The sequence below is a fragment of the Streptomyces sp. NPDC001204 genome (genome assembly GCF_053598035.1).
The window spans coordinates 18,581-40,202 of sequence record NZ_JBSFJL010000031.1 but is presented as its reverse complement, the minus strand read 5'-3'; the positions used below and the strand labels follow the sequence as shown (position 1 = coordinate 40,202).

General features: G+C 72.9%; 22 protein-coding genes. 10 read left to right on the top strand and 12 right to left on the bottom strand.

All coding sequences use genetic code 11. The features are described from left to right. Positions 1 to 5 precede the first annotated feature (5 nt). Positions 6 to 959, bottom strand: a complete 954-nt coding sequence (locus tag ACWC91_RS32175) for a PDR/VanB family oxidoreductase (protein WP_225077240.1) — start codon at positions 957 to 959, stop codon at positions 6 to 8. Positions 960 to 1,223: 264 nt separating this feature from the next. On the opposite strand from ACWC91_RS32175, the gene ACWC91_RS32170 reads away from it, so the two are divergent. After that, entirely contained in the window at positions 1,224 to 2,429 is a 1,206-nt protein-coding gene (locus tag ACWC91_RS32170) for a cytochrome P450 (RefSeq protein WP_281157518.1), read from the top strand. A 51-nt stretch (positions 2,430 to 2,480) separates the two neighbouring features. Here the strand turns inward: ACWC91_RS32170 and ACWC91_RS32165 are convergent, their stop codons facing one another. Continuing rightward, positions 2,481 to 3,296, bottom strand: coding sequence for an IclR family transcriptional regulator (locus tag ACWC91_RS32165; RefSeq protein WP_450641047.1), 816 nt, complete (start codon positions 3,294 to 3,296; stop codon positions 2,481 to 2,483). A gap of 283 nt (positions 3,297 to 3,579) precedes the next feature. Here ACWC91_RS32165 and ACWC91_RS32160 point away from each other — a divergent pair, with 283 nt between their 5' ends. Continuing rightward, positions 3,580 to 4,008 (top strand): PucR family transcriptional regulator, encoded by a 429-nt coding sequence (locus tag ACWC91_RS32160; protein ID WP_281157663.1) that lies wholly within the window; start codon positions 3,580 to 3,582, stop codon positions 4,006 to 4,008. Between the two features lie 65 nt (positions 4,009 to 4,073). On the opposite strand, the gene ACWC91_RS32155 is transcribed toward ACWC91_RS32160, so the two are convergent. Next, positions 4,074 to 4,952 carry an endonuclease/exonuclease/phosphatase family protein gene (locus tag ACWC91_RS32155; RefSeq protein ID WP_450641046.1) on the bottom strand — a complete coding sequence of 293 codons (879 nt, stop codon included), beginning with the start codon at positions 4,950 to 4,952 and terminating at the stop codon, positions 4,074 to 4,076. Between the two features lie 287 nt (positions 4,953 to 5,239). Here ACWC91_RS32155 and ACWC91_RS32150 point away from each other — a divergent pair, with 287 nt between their 5' ends. Further along, positions 5,240 to 7,087 (top strand): exo-alpha-sialidase, encoded by a 1,848-nt coding sequence (locus tag ACWC91_RS32150; RefSeq protein WP_450641045.1) that lies wholly within the window; start codon positions 5,240 to 5,242, stop codon positions 7,085 to 7,087. 53 nt (positions 7,088 to 7,140) lie between these two features. Here the strand turns inward: ACWC91_RS32150 and ACWC91_RS32145 are convergent, their stop codons facing one another. After that, positions 7,141 to 7,473 carry a putative quinol monooxygenase gene (locus ACWC91_RS32145; protein ID WP_225077234.1) on the bottom strand — a complete coding sequence of 111 codons (333 nt, stop codon included), beginning with the start codon at positions 7,471 to 7,473 and terminating at the stop codon, positions 7,141 to 7,143. A gap of 208 nt (positions 7,474 to 7,681) precedes the next feature. On the opposite strand from ACWC91_RS32145, the gene ACWC91_RS32140 reads away from it, so the two are divergent. Beyond that, entirely contained in the window at positions 7,682 to 8,293 is a 612-nt protein-coding gene (locus ACWC91_RS32140; protein ID WP_374113966.1) for a restriction endonuclease, read from the top strand. Between the two features lie 83 nt (positions 8,294 to 8,376). Here ACWC91_RS32140 and ACWC91_RS32135 read toward each other — a convergent pair whose 3' ends face one another. From ACWC91_RS32135 to ACWC91_RS32110, 6 genes are all read right to left on the bottom strand, one after another. Further along, on the bottom strand, positions 8,377 to 9,237 hold the full coding sequence (locus tag ACWC91_RS32135; protein ID WP_450641044.1) for a cytochrome c biogenesis CcdA family protein: 861 nt from the start codon (positions 9,235 to 9,237) through the stop codon (positions 8,377 to 8,379). After that, positions 9,234 to 9,980 carry a DsbA family protein gene (locus ACWC91_RS32130; RefSeq protein ID WP_281156540.1) on the bottom strand — a complete coding sequence of 249 codons (747 nt, stop codon included), beginning with the start codon at positions 9,978 to 9,980 and terminating at the stop codon, positions 9,234 to 9,236. The genes ACWC91_RS32135 and ACWC91_RS32130 overlap by 4 nt, the downstream gene beginning before the upstream one ends. A 67-nt stretch (positions 9,981 to 10,047) precedes the next feature. Further along, a complete protein-coding gene (locus ACWC91_RS32125; RefSeq protein ID WP_450641043.1) occupies positions 10,048 to 10,536 on the bottom strand; it encodes a hypothetical protein in 489 nt (162 codons plus the stop codon). Positions 10,537 to 10,601: 65 nt separating this feature from the next. Then, positions 10,602 to 10,988: a hypothetical protein gene (locus ACWC91_RS32120; RefSeq protein ID WP_450641042.1), complete on the bottom strand. Its 387-nt coding sequence runs from the start codon at positions 10,986 to 10,988 to the stop codon at positions 10,602 to 10,604. An 80-nt stretch (positions 10,989 to 11,068) separates the two neighbouring features. Continuing rightward, a complete protein-coding gene (locus tag ACWC91_RS32115) occupies positions 11,069 to 11,434 on the bottom strand; it encodes a DsrE family protein (protein ID WP_225077229.1) in 366 nt (121 codons plus the stop codon). Between the two features lie 137 nt (positions 11,435 to 11,571). Then, entirely contained in the window at positions 11,572 to 13,467 is a 1,896-nt protein-coding gene (locus tag ACWC91_RS32110; protein ID WP_450641040.1) for an ATP-binding cassette domain-containing protein, read from the bottom strand. A gap of 386 nt (positions 13,468 to 13,853) precedes the next feature. Here ACWC91_RS32110 and ACWC91_RS32105 point away from each other — a divergent pair, with 386 nt between their 5' ends. From ACWC91_RS32105 to ACWC91_RS32095, 3 genes are all read left to right on the top strand, one after another. After that, entirely contained in the window at positions 13,854 to 15,506 is a 1,653-nt protein-coding gene (locus ACWC91_RS32105) for a phospholipase C (protein WP_450641039.1), read from the top strand. Between the two features lie 209 nt (positions 15,507 to 15,715). Further along, entirely contained in the window at positions 15,716 to 16,249 is a 534-nt protein-coding gene (locus ACWC91_RS32100) for a sigma-70 family RNA polymerase sigma factor (RefSeq protein WP_225077226.1), read from the top strand. Positions 16,250 to 16,274: 25 nt separating this feature from the next. Further along, complete coding sequence (locus tag ACWC91_RS32095) at positions 16,275 to 17,093, top strand: anti-sigma factor family protein (RefSeq protein WP_450641037.1); 819 nt, start codon at positions 16,275 to 16,277, stop codon at positions 17,091 to 17,093. A gap of 190 nt (positions 17,094 to 17,283) precedes the next feature. On the opposite strand, the gene ACWC91_RS32090 is transcribed toward ACWC91_RS32095, so the two are convergent. Next, positions 17,284 to 18,015, bottom strand: a complete 732-nt coding sequence (locus tag ACWC91_RS32090) for an MgtC/SapB family protein (RefSeq protein ID WP_172633278.1) — start codon at positions 18,013 to 18,015, stop codon at positions 17,284 to 17,286. A gap of 206 nt (positions 18,016 to 18,221) precedes the next feature. On the opposite strand from ACWC91_RS32090, the gene ACWC91_RS32085 reads away from it, so the two are divergent. Further along, complete coding sequence (locus ACWC91_RS32085; protein WP_225077224.1) at positions 18,222 to 18,668, top strand: VOC family protein; 447 nt, start codon at positions 18,222 to 18,224, stop codon at positions 18,666 to 18,668. Positions 18,669 to 18,752: 84 nt separating this feature from the next. Here the strand turns inward: ACWC91_RS32085 and ACWC91_RS32080 are convergent, their stop codons facing one another. After that, positions 18,753 to 19,673 (bottom strand): LysR substrate-binding domain-containing protein, encoded by a 921-nt coding sequence (locus ACWC91_RS32080; protein ID WP_225077223.1) that lies wholly within the window; start codon positions 19,671 to 19,673, stop codon positions 18,753 to 18,755. A gap of 101 nt (positions 19,674 to 19,774) precedes the next feature. Here ACWC91_RS32080 and ACWC91_RS32075 point away from each other — a divergent pair, with 101 nt between their 5' ends. Together ACWC91_RS32075 and ACWC91_RS32070 are read left to right on the top strand one after the other, a co-directional pair. Continuing rightward, positions 19,775 to 20,971 carry a diaminopropionate ammonia-lyase gene (locus ACWC91_RS32075; protein ID WP_450641034.1) on the top strand — a complete coding sequence of 399 codons (1,197 nt, stop codon included), beginning with the start codon at positions 19,775 to 19,777 and terminating at the stop codon, positions 20,969 to 20,971. After that, the gene (locus tag ACWC91_RS32070) at positions 20,965 to 21,588 is read left to right on the top strand and encodes a LysE family translocator (protein WP_450641033.1); all 624 of its coding nucleotides are present in this window, start codon (positions 20,965 to 20,967) and stop codon (positions 21,586 to 21,588) included. Before ACWC91_RS32075 ends, ACWC91_RS32070 begins: the two co-directional genes overlap by 7 nt. The last annotated feature ends 34 nt before the right edge of the window (positions 21,589 to 21,622 follow it).

Sequence of the window (21,622 nt, the reverse complement as noted above, 5' to 3'; positions counted from 1 at the left end):
GGTAGTCACACGTCCAGGATCAGACGTTCCCCCAGGCACCGCGAGACGCAGATCATCATGGTCTCGCCCGCGGCGCGTTCCTCCTCGCCGAGCACCCGGTCACGATGGTCCGGCTCGCCCCCGAGAACCGCCGTCTCGCAGGTCCCGCAGACGCCTTCCCGGCAGGAGCTGAGCGTCCGCACGCCCGCCTGCGACAGCGCGTCGAGGATCGACTGGCGGGCGCCCACGGTGATCTCACGGCCGTCGCGGGTCCGCACCGTGAACGGCCGGTCGCCCTCGCGGCGCGCGCCCCCGGGACCGGCGGTGAAGCGCTCCACGGTCAGCCGGGTGCCGGGGCGGGTCCGGGCGTAGTCCTCGACGGCGGTGAGCAGTCCGGGCGGACCGCACGCGTACACGCCGGCGTCCGCCGCTCCCAGCCCGTCGAGCTCCGCCGAGATGTCGGCGACGCCCGACTCGTCGTCGCGGTGGAGTCGCACCCTGTCCCCGTACCGGGCCAGCTCCGCGGTGAACGCCATGGAGGCGGCGGCCCGCCCCAGATACAGCAGCGTCCACTCCTTGCCCGCCGCGTCGAGCGCGGCCGCCATCGGCAGAAGCGGTGTGATCCCGATTCCTCCCGCGACGAGGACGTGCCGGTCGGCTCCGAGGTCCAGCGGGAAGGTGTTGCGGGGGGTGCTCACCAGCAGGGTGTCCCCGGCACGGACACGGTCGTGCAGGTGGACCGAACCGCCGCGCCCGCCGGGTTCGCGCAGCACCGCGATCCGCCAGCGTGCCTCCTCCGGAGCCGACGACAGGGAGTACTGCCGGATCAGATCGCGGGAGAGCACGACGTCGATGTGGGCCCCCGGCGTCCACCGCGGCAGGGCCCGGCCGTCGCGCGCCGCCAGGACGAGGGAGACGACTCCCGCCGCTTCCGTCGTCACCTCCTCGACCGTGACGGTCACGAACTGCTGCGCCGACATGGCTCCTCCGTCTCCGACTCGGCCTGTGCGGGGCGCCCTCCGAGGCACCCCGGTCGCCGCATCGTGCGGAGCGCGGCCGGTACGCGGCAACGGCCTTTCTCAGCAGGCGATAACAGCCGTGTCCCGTACGCCCACCGCCGGACTACCGTTCCTGCGCGCCGGCCGGCACGAGGCGGCGCAGCCCGGCGCGCGTCGCCGGCACGCCCCGTCCGCACCGCCGGCCCGCGTACCCGACCACCACCCGCGCCCACCCGAGGGGGCCTGATGACCAGCACCGCCGACGGCGTCGTCGCATCCATCCCGGACGACCCCTACGACGACGGCAACCTGACCGACCCCTACCCGCTGTTCGACCGCATGCGCGAGGCGGGACCGGCGGTGTGGCTGGAGCGGTACGGCGTCCACGCCTTCACCCGCTTCGAGCAGTGCCGGCGGATCCTCGCCGACCACGAGACGTTCATCTCCGGCGCCGGGGTCGGGCCGCGCAACTACCACCAGGAGCCGCCGTGGCGCCCCGCGGGCATCCTCGACTCCGACCCGCCCGCGCACACCCCGCTGCGCACCGCGATGGCCGGGGTGATCTCCCCCCGCAACACCCGGGTGCTGCGCGCCGCGTTCCAGGAGTTCGCCGTGCGGCTCGTGGACCGGGTCCTGGAACAGCGCGAGTTCGACGCCGTCACCGAACTGGCCGAGCTGTTCCCGATCGAGGTGTTCGGCAACGCGGTCGGCATACCCCGCGAAGGCCGAGCGGAGAACCTGCTGCCGCACGGTGCCATGAACTTCTCCGCGTTCGGCCCCGAAGACGCCCGCTACGCACGGTACTTCGCCGCCGGCGAGGGGACCGTCGAGTGGGTGATGAGCAACTGCGCCCGCGAGAACCTGACCCCGGACGGCCTCGGCGCCAAGATCTGGGAGTACGCCGACCAGGGCGTGATCACCCCGGACGAGGCGACCCGGCTGGTGCGCGCCCTGCTGTCGGCGGGCCTGGACACGACCGTACTGGCCATCGGCAACACCATGAAATGCCTGGCCACCCACCCCTCCGAGTGGGCGGCCCTGCACGAGAGCCCCGCGCTGGCCCGGTTCGCCGTCGACGAGGCGCTGCGCTTCGAGTCGCCCTTCCAGTCCTTCTTCCGCACCACCTCCCGCGAGGCGGCGTTCCACGGGGTGCGGCTTGCCGGGGACACGAAGATCGCGCTGTTCATGGGCGCGGCCAACCGCGATCCGCGCCGGTTCGGGGACGACGCGGGCGAGTACCGGATCGAGCGGGACGCCTCGGGGCACCTGGCGTTCGGCATCGGCATCCACCAGTGCGTGGGCCAGCCGATCTCCCGGCTCGAGATGGACGTCCTGTTCAGCGAACTGGCCCGGCGGGTGCGGACGGTGGAAGTGGTGGGTGAGCCGGTGCCGTTCCTGCACAACACGCTGCGGGGCTGGACGCACCTGCCGGTCCGGGTCACCCCGGCCTGAGGAGCCCTCGGGGGGCCGCGCCGCAGCCCATCGGGCGCCCGCGGCCGGCGTTCACCCGATGGGCAGCGGCGCGGCCCGGTGCTCCAGCAGCTCGCCGAGCTGCCGGCCGGCCGCCCGCAGCAGGCTCCGGGCGTGCCGGCGCCAGGCCGAGCCGCACCGGCTCTCGGGCCCGGCCACGGTGAGCGCGCACAGCACCTCGCCTCCCGCCACGACGGGCACCGCCACCGCCACCGCGCCCTCGCTCAACTCGCCCCTGGTGACCAGGAATCCGCTCCGGCGGACCCGGTCGATCTCGTTGGCCAGCTGGGCGCGTCCCAGCGTTCGGGCGGTGATGCCGCGCAGCGGCTGCTCCAGAACGTGGTCGATCACGGCACGCGGCGCATGGGCCAGCAGCAGGCGCTGACCCGCTCCCGCGTAGAGCGGCAGCAACTGGTTGATCCGGAACGCCATCCGGATCGGGTGGGGCGACTGGGTCTGCCGCAGGCACATGGCCCGCGTGCCGACCCGCACGGTCAGCACGGCCGTCTCGCCCGTCGCGTCCGTCAGCTCCTGGAGCAGCCCGTGGCCCAGCTCGACCAGGCGGGTGTGGGTCAGGTGCTGACCGGAGATCTCCAGCAGCCGCCAGCCGGGAGCGTAGGTGCCCGCGCGCTCCTCCACCAGGTCCAGCTCGCGCAGGGTGCGCAGATACCGGTAGACGGTGCTCACCGGGATCCCGGCGTCGGCGGCGATCTTCTCGACCCGGGCCTCACCCGACTCGGCCACGCTGATCAGCACGTTGAGGCCGCGCTGGAACGAGACGCCCGGTGACACCCCGGACCGGCCCGCACCACCCGCGTCGCCCGCACCGCAAGGGACCACTCCTGCCATGAAGCCCTCCTCGGCCTGCCCATGGGGCGTCAGCGGTCGCCGTGCGGAGCGACGGGGGCGTCAGCGTAAACGATCGTCCCCGCCTCGCACGAGACCTCGACCGTGCCGCATCGAGGGCTCTGGCGCACACCTCGTTCTCGTCCCGTGAGAACGCCTCTCGCCGAGTCGCGAACCCCGTGCCCGCACAGCGGCGACGACTCCCGCACGGGCCTGGGCCGACGCTTCGGCGGCCCACCGCCGCCGGCCGGACCGCTGTGGACACCGCAGCCGTGGACATTGGAGGGTGCCCCGTGCCGTTCGGGCGATCCCGTCCCGGTCAGCGGGCGAGGGCGCCCAACGCGGCGAGCAGCCGGTCGATGTCGTCGGCACAGGTGTACGGCGCGAGCCCGACCCGTACGACCTCACCGACGAACTCGGGGTCGCCCGGCTGCTGGCCACCCGGCAGCAGTCCGACATCACTCAGGCCTTCGCCGAGACCGTGCTCGCGCCGCTGCGCGACGCGGACCACGCCCACCTCCTGACCACCTTGCGGGTCTTCCTGGAGAACGGCGGTTCGTCGACGGCCACGGCACGTGCCCTGGGGCTGCACCGCAATACCGTGGCCGCCCGGCTGCGGCAGGTGAGGGACCGGCTCGGCGCGGACCTGGACGATCCGGGCCACCGGCTCGCCCTCCAGATGGCCTGCCGCGCGGTGCAGCCGGCACCGGGGTGACGCCCCCATCGCGTCGCGGCGGGTGAGACCGGCCGGCGCGACGCGGACGGCGGTACCGTGCGAGTTCAGCGGCCGCGCCGGTGGAGCTCCAGGTCCGCGACCACGGGGCGGTGGTCGGACGCCTCCGTGGCGATCTCTCGGGCGCCGGTCACGGTGATGTCGGGGGAGACCGTCACGAAGTCGATGCGCTTTTCCGGACGGATCGCCGGGTACGTTCCTCCGCCGTCCGGGTCGGCGTCCCTGAGCCGCTGCCACAGCGGTGCCAACTCCGGAGCGTTCGCCTCGGTGTTGAAGTCCCCGACCAGGATCTTCGGGCCGCGGTCGGCGGCGAGCACGTCGAGCATGTCCGCGACCTGGGCCCTGCGGACGGACGGGTCGCCCCGGTAGTCCAGGTGCGTGTCGTAGACGTGCACGTGCGAGCCCCTGACGTTGAGCGTCACCTCGGCGAAGCCGGGCGCCGGGGCCGGCACCGGATCGGGCGTCTGGGTGGAGAGCCGGGTGATGTCGTGGTTCTCGGCCTCGAGCACCGGGTGGCGGCTCAGCACGGCGACGCCGAACTGGCGGCGGTCCGCGCCCTGGGCGGCCGGGTCCATGTCGTAGATCGGCGCGAAGAACACCCGCATGCCCAGCTTTTCGGCCAGCGCCCGGGCCTCGTCGGCGAAGTCGCTGCGGGCGCCCCAGTGGACGTCGACCTCCTGGAGACCGACCACGTCGGCGTGCAGGTCACGTATCGCCCGCGCCGTGCGGTCGAGGTCGAAGACCTCGTCCTCGCCGGCCCCGGCGTGGATGTTGTAGGTCGCCACCCGCAGCGGCACCGCGGGTGCGCGGGACCCGGCGGCGCCGGCGTCCGCGGCCGTCGCCGGTGCCGCCAGGGCGAGCGCGGCGGTGGCGGCGAGCACGGCGGCGACGCCGCGCGGGACAGGACGTCGGAACGTGGGCTTCATGCCGTCGATCCCTTCACCGTCTTCTTGGAGAGTCACACAACAGCCGGTGTGACGAGTGTGGTTGACGAGGCCGCCCACGTCGAGCCCGCCTCCGTCGAGCCCCTGACGGGCATTCAGTGCCGCGACGGGCCGTCGTCCCCGCCCTGGAACATCATGTGGAGCCGGAGGGGTTCACGTCAGACATCAGACGTCATATGATCCGCGTCGACGGCAGACGCCCTGCCGTTCCGAGCGATAGGACAGCGATGTCTCACTTCCGGCGAAGGCTCCGATGGGGAGCAGGTCTGGTGGGGCTCTCCACCGTCGTGGCACTGGCGGGCGGCGTGCCCGCGACCGCGGCCACCAAACAGGCACCGGACTTCGATGCCACGCCCCCTCAGGCCGGCAAGCCCTTCTACGCGGAGCGGCAACTCGCCACGAACGGCGAGGGTTTCCCGAACTACCGCATCCCGGCACTGGCCGTCACCAACCGCGGTGACATCCTCGCCGCCTATGACGGCCGGCCCACCGCGATCGACGCGCCCGGCCCCAACTCCATCCTCCAGCGCCGCTCCACCGACGACGGCGCCACCTGGGGGGAGCAGACGGTCGTCCACGGGGGCAAGCGGGACGCGCCCATCGAGGGCTACTCCGACCCCAGTTACCTCGTCGACCGCTCCACCGGCGACATCTTCAACTTCCACGTGAAGTCCTTCGACCAGGGCTTCGGCGGGTCCCGGCCCGGCGTCGACCCCGAGGACCGCAACGTGCTCCAGGCCGAGGTGAGCGTCTCCCACGACGACGGCCGGACCTGGCAGCACCGGGTCATCACCTCGGACGTCACCGCCGACCTCGGCTGGCGCTCCCGGTTCGCCGCGTCGGGCCAGGGCATCCAGCTGAAGTACGGCAAGTACGCCGGGCGGCTGCTCCAGCAGTACACGATCATCAACGGCGACGGTGTCTTCCAGGCCGTGTCCGTGTACTCCGACGACCACGGAAAGACCTGGAAGGTCGGCGAAGCCGTCGGCGCGGGCATGGACGAGAACAAGACCGTGGAGCTCTCCGACGGCCGCGTCATGCTCAACTCCCGCGACTCCGGCCGCTCCGGCTACCGCAAGGTCGCGATCTCCGACGACGGCGGCGTCACCTACGGCAAGGTGACCGTCGACCGGGAACTGCCCGACCCGGCGAACAACGCCTCCATCGTCCGCGCCTTCCCCAACGCGCCGAAGGGCTCGGACCGCGCCAAGGTGCTGCTGTTCTCCAACGCGGGCTCCACCAGCCAACGGGCCAACGGCACCGTCCGGATGAGCTTCGACGACGGCGAGACATGGCCGGTCGCGCGGGTCTTCCAGCAGGACGGCATGGCCTACTCGACCCTGGCGACGCTGCCCGACGGCAACGTCGGCCTGCTCTACGAGCCCGACGCCGGCAACGGCGGCATCCGCTTCGCCCGGTTCAACCTCGCCTGGCTCCAGGGCGTCGCAGCGCCGCTCACGGCCGAGAACCTCACGGTCGAACGCGGCGGCACGGCGGCCTTCGAGCTCACGGTGGCGAACCAGAGCGGGTCGGCCCTCCACGTGAAGGACCTCACCCTCGGGGTGCCGGCGGGCTGGTCGTACGAACTGACGCCGCCGGACCGGATCCTCCCGGACTCCTCCCGAGCCGTCACGGTCCACCTCACCGTCCCGGAGGACGCGACCGGGGGCACCTACCCCGTGACCGCCACGCTCACGGATACCAAGGGGCGCACCTCCCGGGGTTCCTTCACCGCCGAGGTGCGGAAGACGGCCGACGAGAACACGCCGGGCCGCATCCGGGTGACCGGCGGCACGCTCACCAACCCGCGGGACGACGGCTACCGGGCCGGTGACAGGCTGGTCTTCACCTACACCGTCACCAACCTGTCCGACGCGGCCACCACGGTGGTGCCGAGCGGGAACCTCGACGACCTCGACCCGGCTGCCGACGCACGCAACTGCCGGTGGCGCGGCCTCACGGCGCACGCCTCCTACACGTGCGCCTTCCCGTACCACGTCGTCTCACAGGAGGACCTGGACGCGGGGCACTTCACACCGGTGACCGAGTGGACCTCGATCTCGGACGACACCGTCACCGTGGTCGGGCACACCGGCGAGCGCGTCGAACTGAACTGACCCGGCTCTTCTCGTCGAACCGCCTCGCGGGAGGACTCCCGCGAGGCGGTGGGTCATTCCTGTCCGGAGACGGCCATCTCGCCCAGCAGCGACCAGCCGTCCTGCGCCAGGGTCGTGTTGACGATCCGGGGCGTCTCGGCCAGGTGGGGCGGCAAGGCCTGCTGTGCGGCCCTGAAGTGCTCCGACCGCACGTGGGCCGCCCCCGCCTCGTCGTCGCGGAAGGCCTCGACCAGGACGTACTCCGTCGGGTCCTCGACGCTGCGGGACCAGTCGAACCACAGGCAGCCCGGTTCGGCGCGGGTGGCCGCGGTGAACTCGGCGGCGATCCGTGGCCACTGGTCGGCGTACTCGGGGCGGACACGGAACTTGGCGGTGATGAAGATCATCGGTCTCCCTCATTGGTTCTCTGCGCGCAGCCGCGCGCCCGCCGTGCGGTCCGGCGCGCGAACGGCGCCACAGGCGTGCCGCACCGCGGACCGGGACGGGCCGGCGGCGCGGTGGACCGGCCGAACACGGCCGTAGCCGTGACAGGTCGGACACGGCAGGCTGTGATGATCGTAGCCGACGGGTGACAAACCGCCCGGGGGTGCGGCGGTGCGTCGCCGCAGGGGCGAGGGGACGGAGCCGATGGGGATCGTGCTGCTGATGGCGTCGGCCGCCGTCGTGGCGGCGGCCGTCGTCACGGGCCTGGTGCGGGCCGGGCGACGTGAGGCACGGGCGGAGAGGACCCGGCTCGCCGGGGAGGCGCGGCGGCGGGCGCGCCGTTCGCTGGACGCGGTGTGGGCGATGGACGACCGGCAGTTCGAGGAGTACGTCGCCGAACTGTGCCGCCGGGACGGCTGCACCGACGTCCGGCGGGTCGGCGGCGCCGGAGATCTGGGCGCGGACGTGACCGGCCGGCTGCCCGACGGCCGCCGCATCGTCATCCAGTGCAAGCGGTACGCCAAGCACCGCACCGTCGGCAGCCGTGACCTCCAGACCTTCAACGGCACCGCACGAGCCGAGCACCGGGCCGACGTCCCGGTCTTCGTCGCCTCCTGCGTCTTCACGCGGCCGGCCCGCGAGTTCGCGGCCCGGCACCGGCTGTGCCTCATCGACGTCGATCTGCTCGGCTTCTGGAACGGCGGCACCGCGTTGACCTCGTTCCTGGACCTGGACATCGACCGGTCCGGCACCAACCGCCGGCTGCGCCCGGACCACGACTGACGGGAGCCGCGTGTGCCGTGCGCGGGCGGGACACCGGCGGGACGCCCCGTCCGCGTACGGCACACGGGGCGACCTCCGTCCGGTCAGGCGGCGGAGTCGGTGCCCTCTCCGCCCTCCCCGCGCGGAAGACGGCGAAGCCGCAGCACGGCCACCGTCGCCGTAACGGCGCCGGCCAGCGCCAGTACCAGCAGGAGAACCCGGTCCGAGACGGCCTCGCCGAGCCGCCTGGCACCGCTCTCCCAGGCCGCCTCGGTGTCGATGCCGAAAAGGGAGGGCAGTGCCGAGGTGCCGTCGAAGAGCAGGAACACGACGCCCAGCACGACGAAGAGCATCCCGCCGGCCAGCGAGGTGGTGTGCACGGTCAGCGGTCCCCACCGCACCGCGCGCCCCCGCAGCCGGCGCCGACGCCCGAGGTCCCAGCGGTCCCACAGCAGCGCCAGGACGAACAGCGGAACGGCCATGCCCAGCGCGTAGACGGCCAGCAGGAGCCCGCCGTGCACGGGGTTGCCGCCGAGCGCCGCGACGGTGAGGATGCCGCCCAGGATGGGACCGGCGCAGAAGCCCGCCAGTCCGTAGACGGCGCCCAGGGCGAAGACGGAGGCGGCGGACCCGCTCCTGCGGGTGCCCGCCGCCTGCTGAAGACGGCGGGAACCGAAGCCGAGGCCCAGGATCTGCGCCAGTCCCAGTGCGATCATCGTCCAGCCGCCGAGCAGGACCAGCAGCTCGCGGTGCCCGTAGAACAGGCGGCCGGCGAAGGAGCCGGCCACGCCGAGCGGCACCAGCGTGGTGCACAGCCCGGCGTAGAAGACGGCGGTACGCAGCGACAGCCGGGTGCGGCTGGTGAAGGCGTAGGCGAAGAACGCCGGCAGCAGCAGCGCACTGCACGGGCTGAGCAGTGCCAGCAGGCCGCCGAGGAAGGCGGTCGCGGCGGTGATCCCGCTCATCGCCCGGCTTCCTTCGCGGCCTTCTCCACGGCGGCGGTGAACGCGCTCAGCGGCTGCGCGCCCAGGATGGGTGTGGAGTTGACGAGGAAGGCGGGCGTGCTGGACACCCCCAGCGCGTATCCCTCCTCCTGGTCCCTGCTCACCGACACCTCGGCGGCCTGGGACCTCAGGTCGGCCTCGAAGCGGTCGAGGTCGGCGACGCCCGCCTCGCGGGCCATCTCACGAAGCCGGGAGGAGGAGAAGGCGCCCTTGTTGCGCGGGCGTTCCCTGGCATAGACGACGTCGTGGAACTGCCAGAACCGCCCCTGCCGTCCGGCGGCCCAGGAAGCGCGGGCGACGCGTTCCGATTCGGCGCCGAACACGGGGAAGTTGCGCCACTCGATGCGCAGCAGGCCCCTGTCCACGTACGAGCGGACGAGTTCCGGCTTTGTCTCCCGCGCGAACTTGCCGCAGAAGGGGCACTGGAAGTCCTCGTAGGCGATCAGTACGACGGGCGCGTCGGCGCGGCCCAGGGCCAGCGGGTCCTTCTGGTCCCTGCGGGCCAGGGCGAGCAGCGACCTCTCCTGTTCGTCGGGGGTGGCTCCGGCGACGGACGACGAGACGGCGGCGGCCGGCCGGTCCCGGGACACGGGGTCCCCGGAACCGGCGCCGAGAGCGGCGGCCGCGGCGACGGCGGCCGCCGCACCGCCGCCCACGGCGATCAAGGTCAGACGGCGACGGTGGGCACGAGGGGAGGAAGGCATGGGGCACCTCCGAAAGTGAAGTGTGCGAAGGAAGCGAAGTGTGCGAAGGAGGAGGGAAGGACAGGGGTCAGGCGGCGGGCCGCACGCGGCAGGCCGCCTCGGTGGCCAGGCGCCGCAGCGCGGCCTCGGCCAGCAGGCCGAGGGCGAGCACCGCGACCGCGGGCTGCAGGGGTGCCCAGTAACTCAGCGCGCCGGAGGCCCCCAGCAGAAGCAGGACCACCTTGTTGCAGACGGGGCAGCCGACCGCGAGGAAGGACAGCACGGCGCCGGCCGACCCGAGCGAACGCCCGGTCGTGTCGTCACGGCCCGCGACGGGCCCCGTTCGCACATAGGTGGCGAGCACCACGGCCGACAGCACGGCGCTGAGGACCAGCATCGGGTAGTTCCACCACACCGGCGGCACCGAGCGGGAGAACAGCGGGGTCGGGACGAGGGCGGTGGGCACGCCCAGGACGAGGACCGCGGGCGGCGTGGCCGCCGCGGCAGCGGCCCAGCGACGTCGGGGCCAGCGGCGCAGGGCGGCCCACGCCGCACGGGGGGATCGGGACACGGACAACGGATGACTCTCCGGTCGTACGGGATGGACGGGGCGGCAGGGACGCGCGGACACGCCGCGCGGGCCTACACCCGTCGTACGGAGAGTTCGGTGAGGTCGGGAGGAGACGGTTCCGGACCGTGGCGCCGGACATCCCGGTGCGCGGACGCCCACTCCGGTGCCGTGTCGTCGGCCTGCGCCGGCAGAGCACGGGAGAGCAGTGCACCGAACCGCGGGTGCTGTTGCTCCGGCTGCGCCTTCTTCAGGCAGGGCCCGCTTCCCGCCGCGGCGGGCGCGCCGTGACCTGCGTCGTCCAGCGTCTCGGGGCACGGTGCCACGTGCGGGTCGGCCGCGGCGGAGGAGGACGCCGCCCGGAACGCGGGCGGGGAGGCGGTCGTGGCGCAGAACAGCGCGGCCAGCAGGACGAGCAGCGCGAGGCCGGCGCTCATGGCACCGTGCCGCGTGCGACGCATCGCCCTTCCTCCACTTCCTCGGTCCCGACACCATAGCCCAGGTACCCCCGGGCGTATCGAAGCCGGGACCGGGCGCGTCATCACAGCGGGACCAGGGACCACCCCTCGTGCTGACGGAGCGCCAGGTGCCACACGGCGGCCGGTACGACCCCCACGCCGGCCACGAGGGTGTCAGCGGTCAGTCCGCGCCCCGAGAGACTGTTGGCGCAGGCGAGGACCCGCGCCCCGGTCTCCAGCAGCCGGGTGACCTGTTCGCCGGACTCTTCCCCCAGCACGAGGTCCAGTCCGGCGCCGTGGACGACGACCTCGACCTCGACGGGCCGATCCGCCGCCGCCACCAGGTTCGTCACCGCGCGCACCACGCGGTCCGGTTGGGGAGCCGCCACGACGACACGTACGGGAGCGGGGAACCGGGACCCGGCTGCCTCGGCGTTCTCGGCGTTCATGGGGCCACCCTCGCACACCGGACGGCGTCTGGACCGGGGGCCCGCGCGGCACGACCCGATCCCACCGGAAAACGGGAACCCGCGGCCGCGCAGGCCTGACCGCGGGCAGGCCGCGCCGCCGCCGCGCCGGGCTGGAGTCAGCGGTCCTGGGACAGGCGCAGCAGATCCGCGAAGGCCCCGTTCGCCCGGACGAGTTCGTCGTACGGGCCCTGCTCGGTGATGCGGCCCTCCGCCATGACCACGACGTGGTCGGCGATCCTGGTGTTCTCCAGGCGGTGCGTGACGACGATGGTGATGCGTTCGCCGGCGATGGCCTTGATCTTCCCGAAGATCCCGTGCTCGCCCCGCGGGTCCATCTGCGAGGTCGGCTCGTCCAGGATCAGCAGCGGCGTCTGCCGGTACAGCGCCCGTCCGCAGACCAGACGCTGCCACTGGCCACCGGACAGTTCGGCGCCGCCCCACAGCTCCTTGGCGAGGAGGGTGTCGAGCTGCTGCGGCAGTTTCTCGACCGCCTCCCGCATGCCGACGGCCTCGACCGCCTCCCAGACCGGTCCGTCGTCGTAGGTGCGGGGCTGGCCGAGGGTGATGTTCTCGCGGGCGCGCAGGGGCCAGCAGGCGAAGTTCTGGGGGACGAGGGCGGTGCGCCGCCATACGGCGTCGGGGTCGGCGTGGGCGAGGTCGGTGCCGTCCCACAGGACGCGTCCCTTGTCCGCGAGGAGGATGCCGGTGATGAGCTTGGCCAGGGTGGACTTGCCGGAGCCGTTCTCACCGACGACGGCGAGGATCTGGCCGCGGCGCAGGGTGAGCGACACCCCGTTGACGGCCGGTTCGTCCTTGCCCGGGTACCGGTAGACGACTTCGTCGAGCCGGATCTCGTCCACGCGTTCCGGGATGGTCAGTTCACCGCGCCTCGGGGCGCGTTCGCGGGCCATGTCGAGGAAGGACCGCATGTCGGCGAGGTAGAGCGAGGTGTGGAACATGGCGGCGCCGTTGACGACGAACTGCGAGAGCGCGGCCAGCGTGGTCTGCACGGCGACGACGGCGGTGGCGGCGACCGGGAGGGCGACACGGCCGGTGGTGGCCAGCCACGCGAGGGTGGCCCAGGTGCCGAGCAGGAACACGCCGCCCAGGGCGCTGGTCGCCAGCATGATGCGCAGCATGCGGGGCGCGGCGGTGAGGGTGCGCTGGTCGATGCGGTCGGACAGGGCGCGGTACCAGTAGACGAGGTAGCCGGTCATGCCGTTGGCGCGGACCTCGTCCCCGAAGCGCGAGTAGGTGGCCCACCAGCGCATCATGGAGCGCACGTTGCGGTCGCCGACGTTGAGGTAGTGGGTCTCGTAGTCGACGCGCGCGGACAGTACGGCGCCGGCACCGGCCGGGACGACGGCCAGCAGGAGCAGCGGCAGCATCAGCGGGTGCAGGGCGGTGATGACACCGCTCGCCGCGATCATGCGGATCAGGGCGGCCGTGAACCGCTGGCTGTCCTGCACCATGAACCGGGTCCGGGTGACACCGACCTCGGCGGCCTCCTGCCGGTCGGCGAAGCCGTCCTCGCCGTACGCCGACGCCTCGACCCGGCACACGGCGGCGACGAGCGCGATGTCCGCCTCGGTCGTCAGCAGCGGTGTGATCCGCCCGTCGGCGTAGGAGGACAGGGCGCTGCCGATCCGGCCGAGGCCCGCGGCGGCCATCACCACGATCAGCGCGGGCAGCGCGCCGTGCAGGCGTTCGGACACGGTGCCCGTACCGAGGATGTGGGTCATGGCCCGCGCGGTGAACGCGAGGACGAGCGCGGCCGTGGCGCCCGTGAGGAGCTGGCAGGCCAGGAGGAGCACGACGCCGGTCCTGTCGACGGACCAGGCCATGCGCGCGGTGCGCCAGAGCACGGCGGGAAGCCGGCGGCACATGGCGCCGAAACCGGACTCCGCCAGCGGGTTCCTGCCGTACTCGCCCTCGAAGGTGATGGTGGCGGGGGGCGGCGGGGGAGGCGTTTCCCCGTTCGCGGTCGAGGCGTCAGTCACAGTCACCTGCATCCCTCCTTGGGCTCGCACCGCGCCTGGACGGCTCGGCAGTGCCCGGTACAACGAGGTGCCGCGAGATTCGAACACGCTCGATTCCGGACGCGGTGGACCCGTTGAGGAGCAAGGGCTCGCTCACGCGGCCGCCGCACTGGAGCCACCGCCGAGCGGTGGCCGGGTGGCCGAAACGCCGATGCCCGAGATGCCTGGTGCACATGGGTTTTCCCGGGGCGAGGCCCCCGCCCGCACCGCCGGCCGGCCCGCACACGCACGGCTGGGCGCGCCCCCTGCCGAAGGACGCACCGACCCGTTACCTTTCTCCGCGCCGGCCGCCTCGGGCTGACCGCGGCGTGCCAGGGCCGACCCCTGACATGCCGTCAACCACCGCTGGAGAGAGTCCCATGGGACGCAGCACTCGACCCCGGCCGCCCGCCGGACGCCGACTGTCCGCCGTCGCGGCCGGTACGTCCGCCCTGATCCTGGCCCTGACGCCCTCGGCCTCGTGTGCCGCACCTCCGCGGCAGTCCGCGCCGCACACACTGCCCGGCGGGTACCAGCACCTGGTGGTGATCTACGAGGAGAACCACTCCTTCGACAACCTCTACGGCACCTGGGGACCGGTCGGCGGCCGGCAGGTCGAGGGCCTGGCCCGGGCCACCGTCCGGCAGCGCACACAACGCGCCCAGGACGGCACGCCGTATCGCTGCCTGCTCCAGAACGACGTGAACCTGACCAGCCCGCCCCTGGCGCCGACCTGCCGCGACGCCGCCCACGGAGTCGCGGCGAGCGCGTTCGCCAACGAGCCGTTCACCGTCGACGACCACATCGGGCCGCGGGACCGCACCTGCCCCGCGCCCGGAGCCCGCGCGGACGGCGGTGTGGTCAAGGACTCGCCGGGCGCCCGGCCCGGCGGCTGCACCCGGGACCTGGTGCACCGCTTCTACCAGAACCGGTACGCCATCGACGGCGGCCGGCAGGACCGCTACGTCACCGCCTCCGACGCGGTCGGCCTCACGATGGGCCACTACGACACCACGTCACTGCCGGTCCACCGCTACCTGCACACCCCCGGCGCCCCGCGCTACGTCCTGGCCGACCACTTCTTCCAGGCCGCGTTCGGCGGCTCCTTCCTCAACCACCAATACCTGATCGCCGCGCGGGCGCCGCAGGACACCAGCGGCGGCGCGTCCGGCGCGAAGAACACGGTCCTCGACGCCGACGGCATGCCGGCCTCGTACCCGCTGTACCGGGCGACCGGCCCGGTGGCGGACGGCGCTCTGACCACCGCCTGCCCGGACGGCGACCCGGCCGACTACGCGCACGCCTGCGGCGACCTGGCCGTCAACACGGTGCAGCCGTCCAGCGCGCCGCACGGCAGCGGCCCCCGGATCCCGCTGATCGACGACGCGAAGTACCCCAACATCGGCGACCGGCTCACGACCGCCGGCGTCTCCTGGAACTGGTACTCCGGCGGCTGGAACGACGCGCAGGCCGGGCACCCCGGACCGCTCTTCCAGTACCACCACCAGCCGTTCGACTACTTCGCCGACTACGCCCCCGGCACCCCGGGCCGCGGCCACCTGCGCGACGAGACGGAGTTCCTGCGCGCGGCCAGGACCGGCACGCTGCCGGCCGTCAGCTTCGTCAAGCCCTACGGCGCCGAGAACGAGCACCCCGGCTACGCCGGCGAGGCGGCCGGCAGCGACCACCTCGTCGACCTGCTCAAGACGGTGACGGAGGGCCCGCAGGCCGGCAAGACGCTCGTGGTCGTCACCTACGACGAGTTCGGCGGCCAGTGGGACCATCTGCCGCCCCCGGGACCGGGCTCGCCCACGCGCGGCGCCCATGACGCCTGGGGCCCGGGCACCCGCGTCCCCGCACTGATCATCTCCCGCTCGCTGCCGCGCTCGGCCGTCGACCACACCGTCTACGACACCACCTCCATCATCGCCACCATCGAACGCGGCTACGGCCTCAAGCCCGTCGCCACCCGCGACGCGGTCGTCAACGACCTCTCCCCGGCCGTAGCCGCCGGTGGCCGCGGAACCCCGTAGCCGCGGCCCGCCGGGCGGCCAGGAGCAGCAGCGTGCCGGCCCGGCCCTGCTCATGACCTGGGGCGAGGGCGCCCGCTGCCGGGGCCGACGCGTGCCGGATGCCGCACGACAAAAGGGAGTAATTGCGCGATGATCGGCATATGCCATGGACTCACCGAAAACGTGATCCAACGGCCGAACCGGATCGCTCCGCGCACCGTGTCCCTGGTATGGGGACCGCTTCGACCACGGACGAGGAACTGCTCCGCACTCTGTACGCCGAGCATGCGGGCCCCCTGTTCCACTACGTGCTGCGACTGACCTCAGGAGACCGGCAGTGGGCCGAGGACGTCGTGCAGGAGACGCTGCTGCGCGCGTGGCAGCACCCCGCCGCGTTCGAACCGGCCCGCGGTCCGGCGCGCGCATGGCTGTGCACGGTCGCCCGGCACGTGGTCATCGACGGCCACCGGGCCCGCAAGGCCAGGCCGCCCGAGGTGGACGGCGAGGCCCTGGAGCAGGCCGCCGAGCAGACGCGGGGCGAGGACCAGATCGAGCAGGCGCTGCAGAGCTGGGCGGTGGCCGACGCCCTGCGCACGCTGTCACCGGACCATCGCGCCGTACTGCTGGAGACGTACTACCGGGGCCGGACCATGGCGGAAGCCGCCGACGTGCTGGGCATCCCGCTGGGCACCGTGAAGTCGCGGACCTACTACGCCCTGCACGCCCTCAGGCTCGCGCTCCAGGAACGGGGGATCGAGCCATGACGGCGGGATGGAGGAGGTGTCGACCATGAGCGACCACGACGCCCTCCGGCTGGCGCTGGGCGGATACGTCCTGGGCGCGCTGTCCCCGGCGGAGAGCGAGCTGGTACGAGCCCATCTCGCGGTGTGCGACGAGTGCCGGCAGGAGCACGCGGAGCTGGCGGGACTGCCGGCCCTGCTCGCGACGGTCACCGAAGCCGAAGCCGAAGCTGCTGCCGCCGACGTCGGAGCCGGAGCCGCGGGCCGGGCGATGCCCGCCGTCAGCGGGGACCTCGCCGACCGGCTGGTGCGGCGGGCCGCCGAGACCGTGTCGAACGCGCCTGCCGCACCCTCCGACACGCCCGCCGCCCCTCAGGCGGCCGAAGCGGGCCTCCTCGACCGCATGCTCCGGCAGGCCGCGGCCAGGCGCCGCAGGACCTGGCGGCTCCAGTGGGCCGGAGCCGCCGCCTCCCTGACGCTCATCGCGGCGTCGATCGGCGGCACATGGCTCGCGACCACCGGATCCGTGGTCAGTGAGGCGACGCCGCCCGGACCGACCACGCAGGCGCCGTCACGCACCTTCTCCGGACACGATCCCGTCACCGGCGTCACCGCATCGGTGAAGGTCTCGCCCTCGGCGTGGGGCAGCGTCCTCCAGGTCTCCGCCGGAGGGGCGCCCGCGGGCATCATCTGCCGGTTGCAGGCGATCGGGCCCGGCGGGGCCAGGTCGGACGCCGCCACCTGGCGGGCGGGCCAGTACCCTCCCGGCACCACGATTCCAGGAGCGATCCCGCTCTCACCGCGAACCATCCAGCACTTCGAGATCGTCACGGGCGACGGTCAGAAGCTGGTCACGATGCGAGCGTAGGCGAGCGAAGGCCGCCACCCGCAGAAACTCGGCGAAAGATGCAACCAGTCCCGAACCATGTTCGACGAACTCGCCGCGAACGCCGCCCAGTACGGCCGTGAGGTTCCGCGCCCGTCTGCGGTGCCGGGCGTGACGCGATCCCGTACCCGCCCGGTCGAGGGTGCGGACGCGGACGAGACGCGGATACCGCCTATTCCTCGTCGCCCGTCGTCATCTCCACGTCGATCACTCCGTCGTCCTGGAAGAGCTCGGACGCCAGTTGCGCGGGATCCTCGGTGCCTTCGAGCTCCAGCAGCACCTTCGCGGCGTCGTCGGTGCGACCGGGCAGCCGCTCGACTCTGACCTGGAGGATGCGGAAGCCCCGACGGGTGCAGACCTGCATCAGGCGCGGCAGCAGCGCCGTGCCCGTCCGGTAGGTCAGACGCGCCTCGAAGATGCTGGTGGACGTGCCGGGCATCAGGCGGGTGGACAGCAGGCGCGGATATCCGCGGACGACCAGGAAGTGCACGATGGTGGTCGCCGTCGCGAGGATGGGCAGTCCGCCGCCGCAGGCCATGCCGACGGCGCAGGTCAGCCAGACCGTCGCCGCCGTGGTCAGGCCCCGTACCGCGTCCCGGCGCACGAAGATCAGTCCGCCGCCGATGAACCCGATCCCCGAGACGATCTGCGCCGCCACCCGGGACGGGTCGAACGAGACGTTCTCCAGCCCCAGGACATTGGTGAACCCGTGCTGCGAGACCTCCATCATCAGGGCGCTGGAGATACCGACCAGGGTGTGCGTCCGCAGGCCCGCGCTCTTCTGCTTGGCCTCCCGCTCCCAGCCGATCAGGCTCGACAACAGCAGCGCCAGCCCCAGCTCGGACAGCTGCCGCACGCCCTGCCCGTTGCTCAAGTCCCACAACGACGCCGCCAGCACGCTCACGCGCACCTCCCGATCCGTACGTACTCCAGCAAGCCGACATCTACCCCCAACCTGGCACAACACGATCGGCGCTGCGCGGAGTTCACGCATCGGTTCCGGCCAAAGGGGCAATGAACAGGCCGCCGCGTCCTGTACCGGGTCGCGCCGTCGCGGGCGGTAGCGTTGCGCCTGGACGACCGATTCCTGGCGGCGTGTGGGGGCGATCGATGAAGCAGCAGTTGAACCTGGTGACCTTGGGCGTGGAGGACTTGGCGGTCAGCCGCCGGTTCTACAGCGAAGGCCTGGGCTGGACGCCGTTGCTCGATCTGGACGAGATCGTCTTCTACCAGGCCGGCCCGGGGCTGGCCCTGGGGCTCTTCCCCCTGGCCGACCTGGGCGCCGACACCGGGCAGGCGGCAGTGGCCGGCACCCCCTTCACCCTCGCGCAGAACCTCGACACGCCCGCCGACGTGGACGCGGTGGTGGAGCGGGCCCGTGCGGCGGGGGCGACGGTCCTCAAGGAGCCGCAACGCGCGGCGTTCGGCGGCTACCACGCCTACTTCGCCGACCCCGACGGCCACCGCTGGGAGGTGTGCCACAACCCCGGCTGGTCGGTCGCCGACGACGGCACCGTGACACTGACGCCTGTCGAGGCGCCGGGCGCGGAGGAGTGAGACCCCTCGATTCCACCAGGGCCGTCATCGAGGACGACGGCTTCGCGCAGCCCCTCTCGAAACGAGTTCGCGCGCTGTGCCGCCCTACGCCCGGCCGGAGTGGAGGGTGACCGCGCGGAGAAGGGCGTCGCGGCACGCGAGTACGGCGGGGTGACGGCTGCGGCCGCGGCGTACGACGGTGGAGATGCGGCGCGCGCGCTGACCGCGGGGGAGCTGCCGCAGATCCACCGTGGGGGAGTGCCCGTACCAGACCAGGTCGGGCAGGAAGGCGGCGGCGTGCCCCTGCTCGACGAGGCGTAGGTGGAGCAGCAGGTCGGTGGTCTCGAACCGTACGTCGGGTTCGAAGCCGGCGTTGCGGCACAGGGTCATGGCCCAGTGCCGTGCGGCCGTGCCTTCGGGTTCCATCACCCAGGGGTGCCCGTGGAGCGAGCGCAGCGCCGCCATCGGACCGTCGGTGTCCGGGCTGTCGGCCGGGTGGGGCAGCGCGAGGTGCAGCGGGTCGTCGAGCAGGTCCTCCTGTTCGAGTTCGGACGGCCGTGGATGGGGGTTGCCGGGGTATTCCTCGGCGAGGACCAGGTCGAAGTCCCGGGCCAGCAGGGCGGGTAGGGACTTCTCGGGCTCCATGTGCGTAACGTGGACGCGCAGTTGCGGGTGGAGGTCGCGCAACAGGCTTAGCGCGGTGGGGATCAGAGCCAGGGCGGCCGTCTGGAACGAGGCGATACGCAGGGTTCCGGTCAGATCGGACAGCGAGGTGGCGATCTCCGCCTCGGCGCGCTCCAGGCGTTCGAGGACCGCTTCGGTGTGGGCGACGAGGATCTCGGCCTGCGCGGTCAGCCGCACCCGCCGGCCGGCCGGTTCCAGCAGCGGGACGCCGACTTCGGCCTCCAGCTGCGAGAGCTGCTGGGAGACGGAGGAGGGGGCGTAGGACAGGGCGGCGGCGACAGCGGCCAGCGTGCCGCGGTGCTTGAGTTCACGCAGCAGCCGAAGCCGGTGCAGATCGAACATCGCCGGGGGCTCTCCTCACCGTCGCGGAACGACCTGCTGAATCATCGTTTTCTCCGACGAGTACAAGTCGAAAACATTCGCTGGACCGATCATACGAGGGCGTGGACCCTGAGCATGTGTCCGACAACGTCTCCCGCCGTACGCCGCTGTGGCCCGTACGACCACGGGCCCGCACCTGGCGGTGCGGGCCCGCACCCGCCGAGGTGCGGGGTTTCCATACCGCGCTGCCCGGCTACTCACCCACCCCGCTGACCGAACTCCCTTCACTCTCATTCGAGTTGGGCGTGGGTCGGGTCTTCGTCAAGGACGAGTCGTGCCGTTTCGGGCTGCCCGCGTTCAAGGTGCTGGGCGCGACCTGGGCGGTCCACCGGACCCTTGCCGAGCGGGCCGCGAGCAGCGGGGAGGCGGGACCGGCCGTGCTGGTGACCGCCACCGACGGCAACCACGGCCGGGCGGTGGCCCGCACGGCACACCTGCTCGGGCAGCACGCCCACGTCTTCGTGCCGCGGGGAGTGCATCCGCGGGCCGTGGCGGCCATAGCCGCCGAGAGGGCGGAGGTGACCGAGGTCCCGGGGTCCTACGACGACGCCGTGCGCCGGGCAGCCGAGGCGGCCGCCGCGCCGGACGCGGTCCTGGTCCAGGACACCGCCTGGCCGGGCTACGAACGGATCCCCGGGTGGATCGTCGAGGGCTACTCGACCCTCTGCGCGGAGATCGACGAGCAGTTGGCGGCCGAGGGGGCCGCCGACGGCCCCGACCTCGTCTCCGTTCCGGTGGGCGTGGGCTCCCTGGCCCAGGCCGTGGTCACCCACTACCGCAGCCGCCCCTCCGGGCGCGCTCCGGCGCTGCTGTCTGTGGAGCCGGAGGCAGCGGCCTGCGTGCTCGAAAGCCTCACCCGCGGCGAACCCGTCACCGTCACCTGCGGCGACACCACCATGGCGGGGCTGAACTGCGGCACCCCCTCCAGCATCGCCTGGCCCTACCTGCGCGGCGGCCTGGACGCCGCTGTCGCCGTCCCCGACACCGACAGCGCCCGCGCGGCCGTCCGCCTCACGGCCCTCGGGGTCTCCTCGGGCCCCTGCGGAGCCGCCGCGCTCGCCGGTCTCCGCACGGTGCTCACCGGTGCGGGCGGCGAGGAGCGCCGCACGGCCCTGGGACTCGACGCGACCTCGGTGGTCGTGCTGCTGAGCACCGAGGGCCGGGACGCCAACCCGCACCCCGTCGCCGATCACGCCACACCGGAAGGACCCCCGTTGACCACTCCCGTCAGTCCGATCAGGAGAAGACCGGCGTGCTGACCCACTTCGCAGCCGCGCTCGGTGTCCTCGGCCTGCTGACCGTCGTGCCCGGCCCGGACATGGCGGTGGTCACACGACGCGCCCTCGTGGCGGGGCCAGGGGACGCGCTGCGCACCGTGGGCGGAATCGCGACCGGGCTGCTGCTCTGGGGCGCGCTGAGCGTGGCCGGACTCGCGGCCGTGCTCGCCGCCTCACCCGCGGCCTACCTGGCCGTCAAGCTCCTCGGCGCCGCGTACCTGGTCTTCCTGGGCGCGCAGGCCCTGTGGCAGAACCGCCGCGGCGCCTCGCACACCACCCGCACGGACAGCGGCTCCCCCGCCATCGGGAGCCCGTGGCGGACCGGCTTGGTCAGCAACGCCCTCAATCCGAAGATCGCCGTCTTCTACTCCGGGCTGCTTCCCACCCTGGCCCCGCCGCAGGTGCCCGCCGCCTGGGCCATGACGCTGCTGGTCCTTCTCCATGCCACCCTGACCCTCACCTGGCTGGGCGGCTATGCTCTTCTGCTGTCCAGGGCGGGGCGCGTCCTCGAAAGGCCGGGGACCCGCCGCATGCTGGGGCGGGCCACGGGCGTCGTGCTGATCGGTCTCGGTCTCGTGGTCGCGACCACGGCCGGCTGATCCCGCGCGTCCCCCGGTCCCGGGCGAAACCGAA

Bases quoted from the DNA above. Each gene is read 5' to 3' on its own strand.
- ACWC91_RS32115 (WP_225077229.1), bottom strand. From the start codon at position 11,434: ATGAACGCCGAGAACGCCGAGGCAGCCGGGTCCCGGTTCCCCGCTCCC.
- ACWC91_RS32145 (WP_225077234.1), bottom strand. From the start codon at position 7,473: ATGATCTTCATCACCGCCAAGTTCCGTGTCCGCCCCGAGTACGCCGAC.
- ACWC91_RS32135 (WP_450641044.1), bottom strand. From the start codon at position 9,237: ATGAGCGGGATCACCGCCGCGACCGCCTTCCTCGGCGGCCTGCTGGCA.
- ACWC91_RS32120 (WP_450641042.1), bottom strand. From the start codon at position 10,988: ATGCGTCGCACGCGGCACGGTGCCATGAGCGCCGGCCTCGCGCTGCTC.
- ACWC91_RS32105 (WP_450641039.1), top strand. From the start codon at position 13,854: ATGGGACGCAGCACTCGACCCCGGCCGCCCGCCGGACGCCGACTGTCC.
- ACWC91_RS32080 (WP_225077223.1), bottom strand. From the start codon at position 19,673: ATGTTCGATCTGCACCGGCTTCGGCTGCTGCGTGAACTCAAGCACCGC.
- ACWC91_RS32110 (WP_450641040.1), bottom strand. From the start codon at position 13,467: ATGCAGGTGACTGTGACTGACGCCTCGACCGCGAACGGGGAAACGCCT.
- ACWC91_RS32165 (WP_450641047.1), bottom strand. From the start codon at position 3,296: ATGGCAGGAGTGGTCCCTTGCGGTGCGGGCGACGCGGGTGGTGCGGGC.
- ACWC91_RS32175 (WP_225077240.1), bottom strand. From the start codon at position 959: ATGTCGGCGCAGCAGTTCGTGACCGTCACGGTCGAGGAGGTGACGACG.
- ACWC91_RS32155 (WP_450641046.1), bottom strand. From the start codon at position 4,952: ATGAAGCCCACGTTCCGACGTCCTGTCCCGCGCGGCGTCGCCGCCGTG.
- ACWC91_RS32100 (WP_225077226.1), top strand. From the start codon at position 15,716: ATGGGGACCGCTTCGACCACGGACGAGGAACTGCTCCGCACTCTGTAC.
- ACWC91_RS32170 (WP_281157518.1), top strand. From the start codon at position 1,224: ATGACCAGCACCGCCGACGGCGTCGTCGCATCCATCCCGGACGACCCC.
- ACWC91_RS32085 (WP_225077224.1), top strand. From the start codon at position 18,222: ATGAAGCAGCAGTTGAACCTGGTGACCTTGGGCGTGGAGGACTTGGCG.
- ACWC91_RS32130 (WP_281156540.1), bottom strand. From the start codon at position 9,980: ATGCCTTCCTCCCCTCGTGCCCACCGTCGCCGTCTGACCTTGATCGCC.
- ACWC91_RS32095 (WP_450641037.1), top strand. From the start codon at position 16,275: ATGAGCGACCACGACGCCCTCCGGCTGGCGCTGGGCGGATACGTCCTG.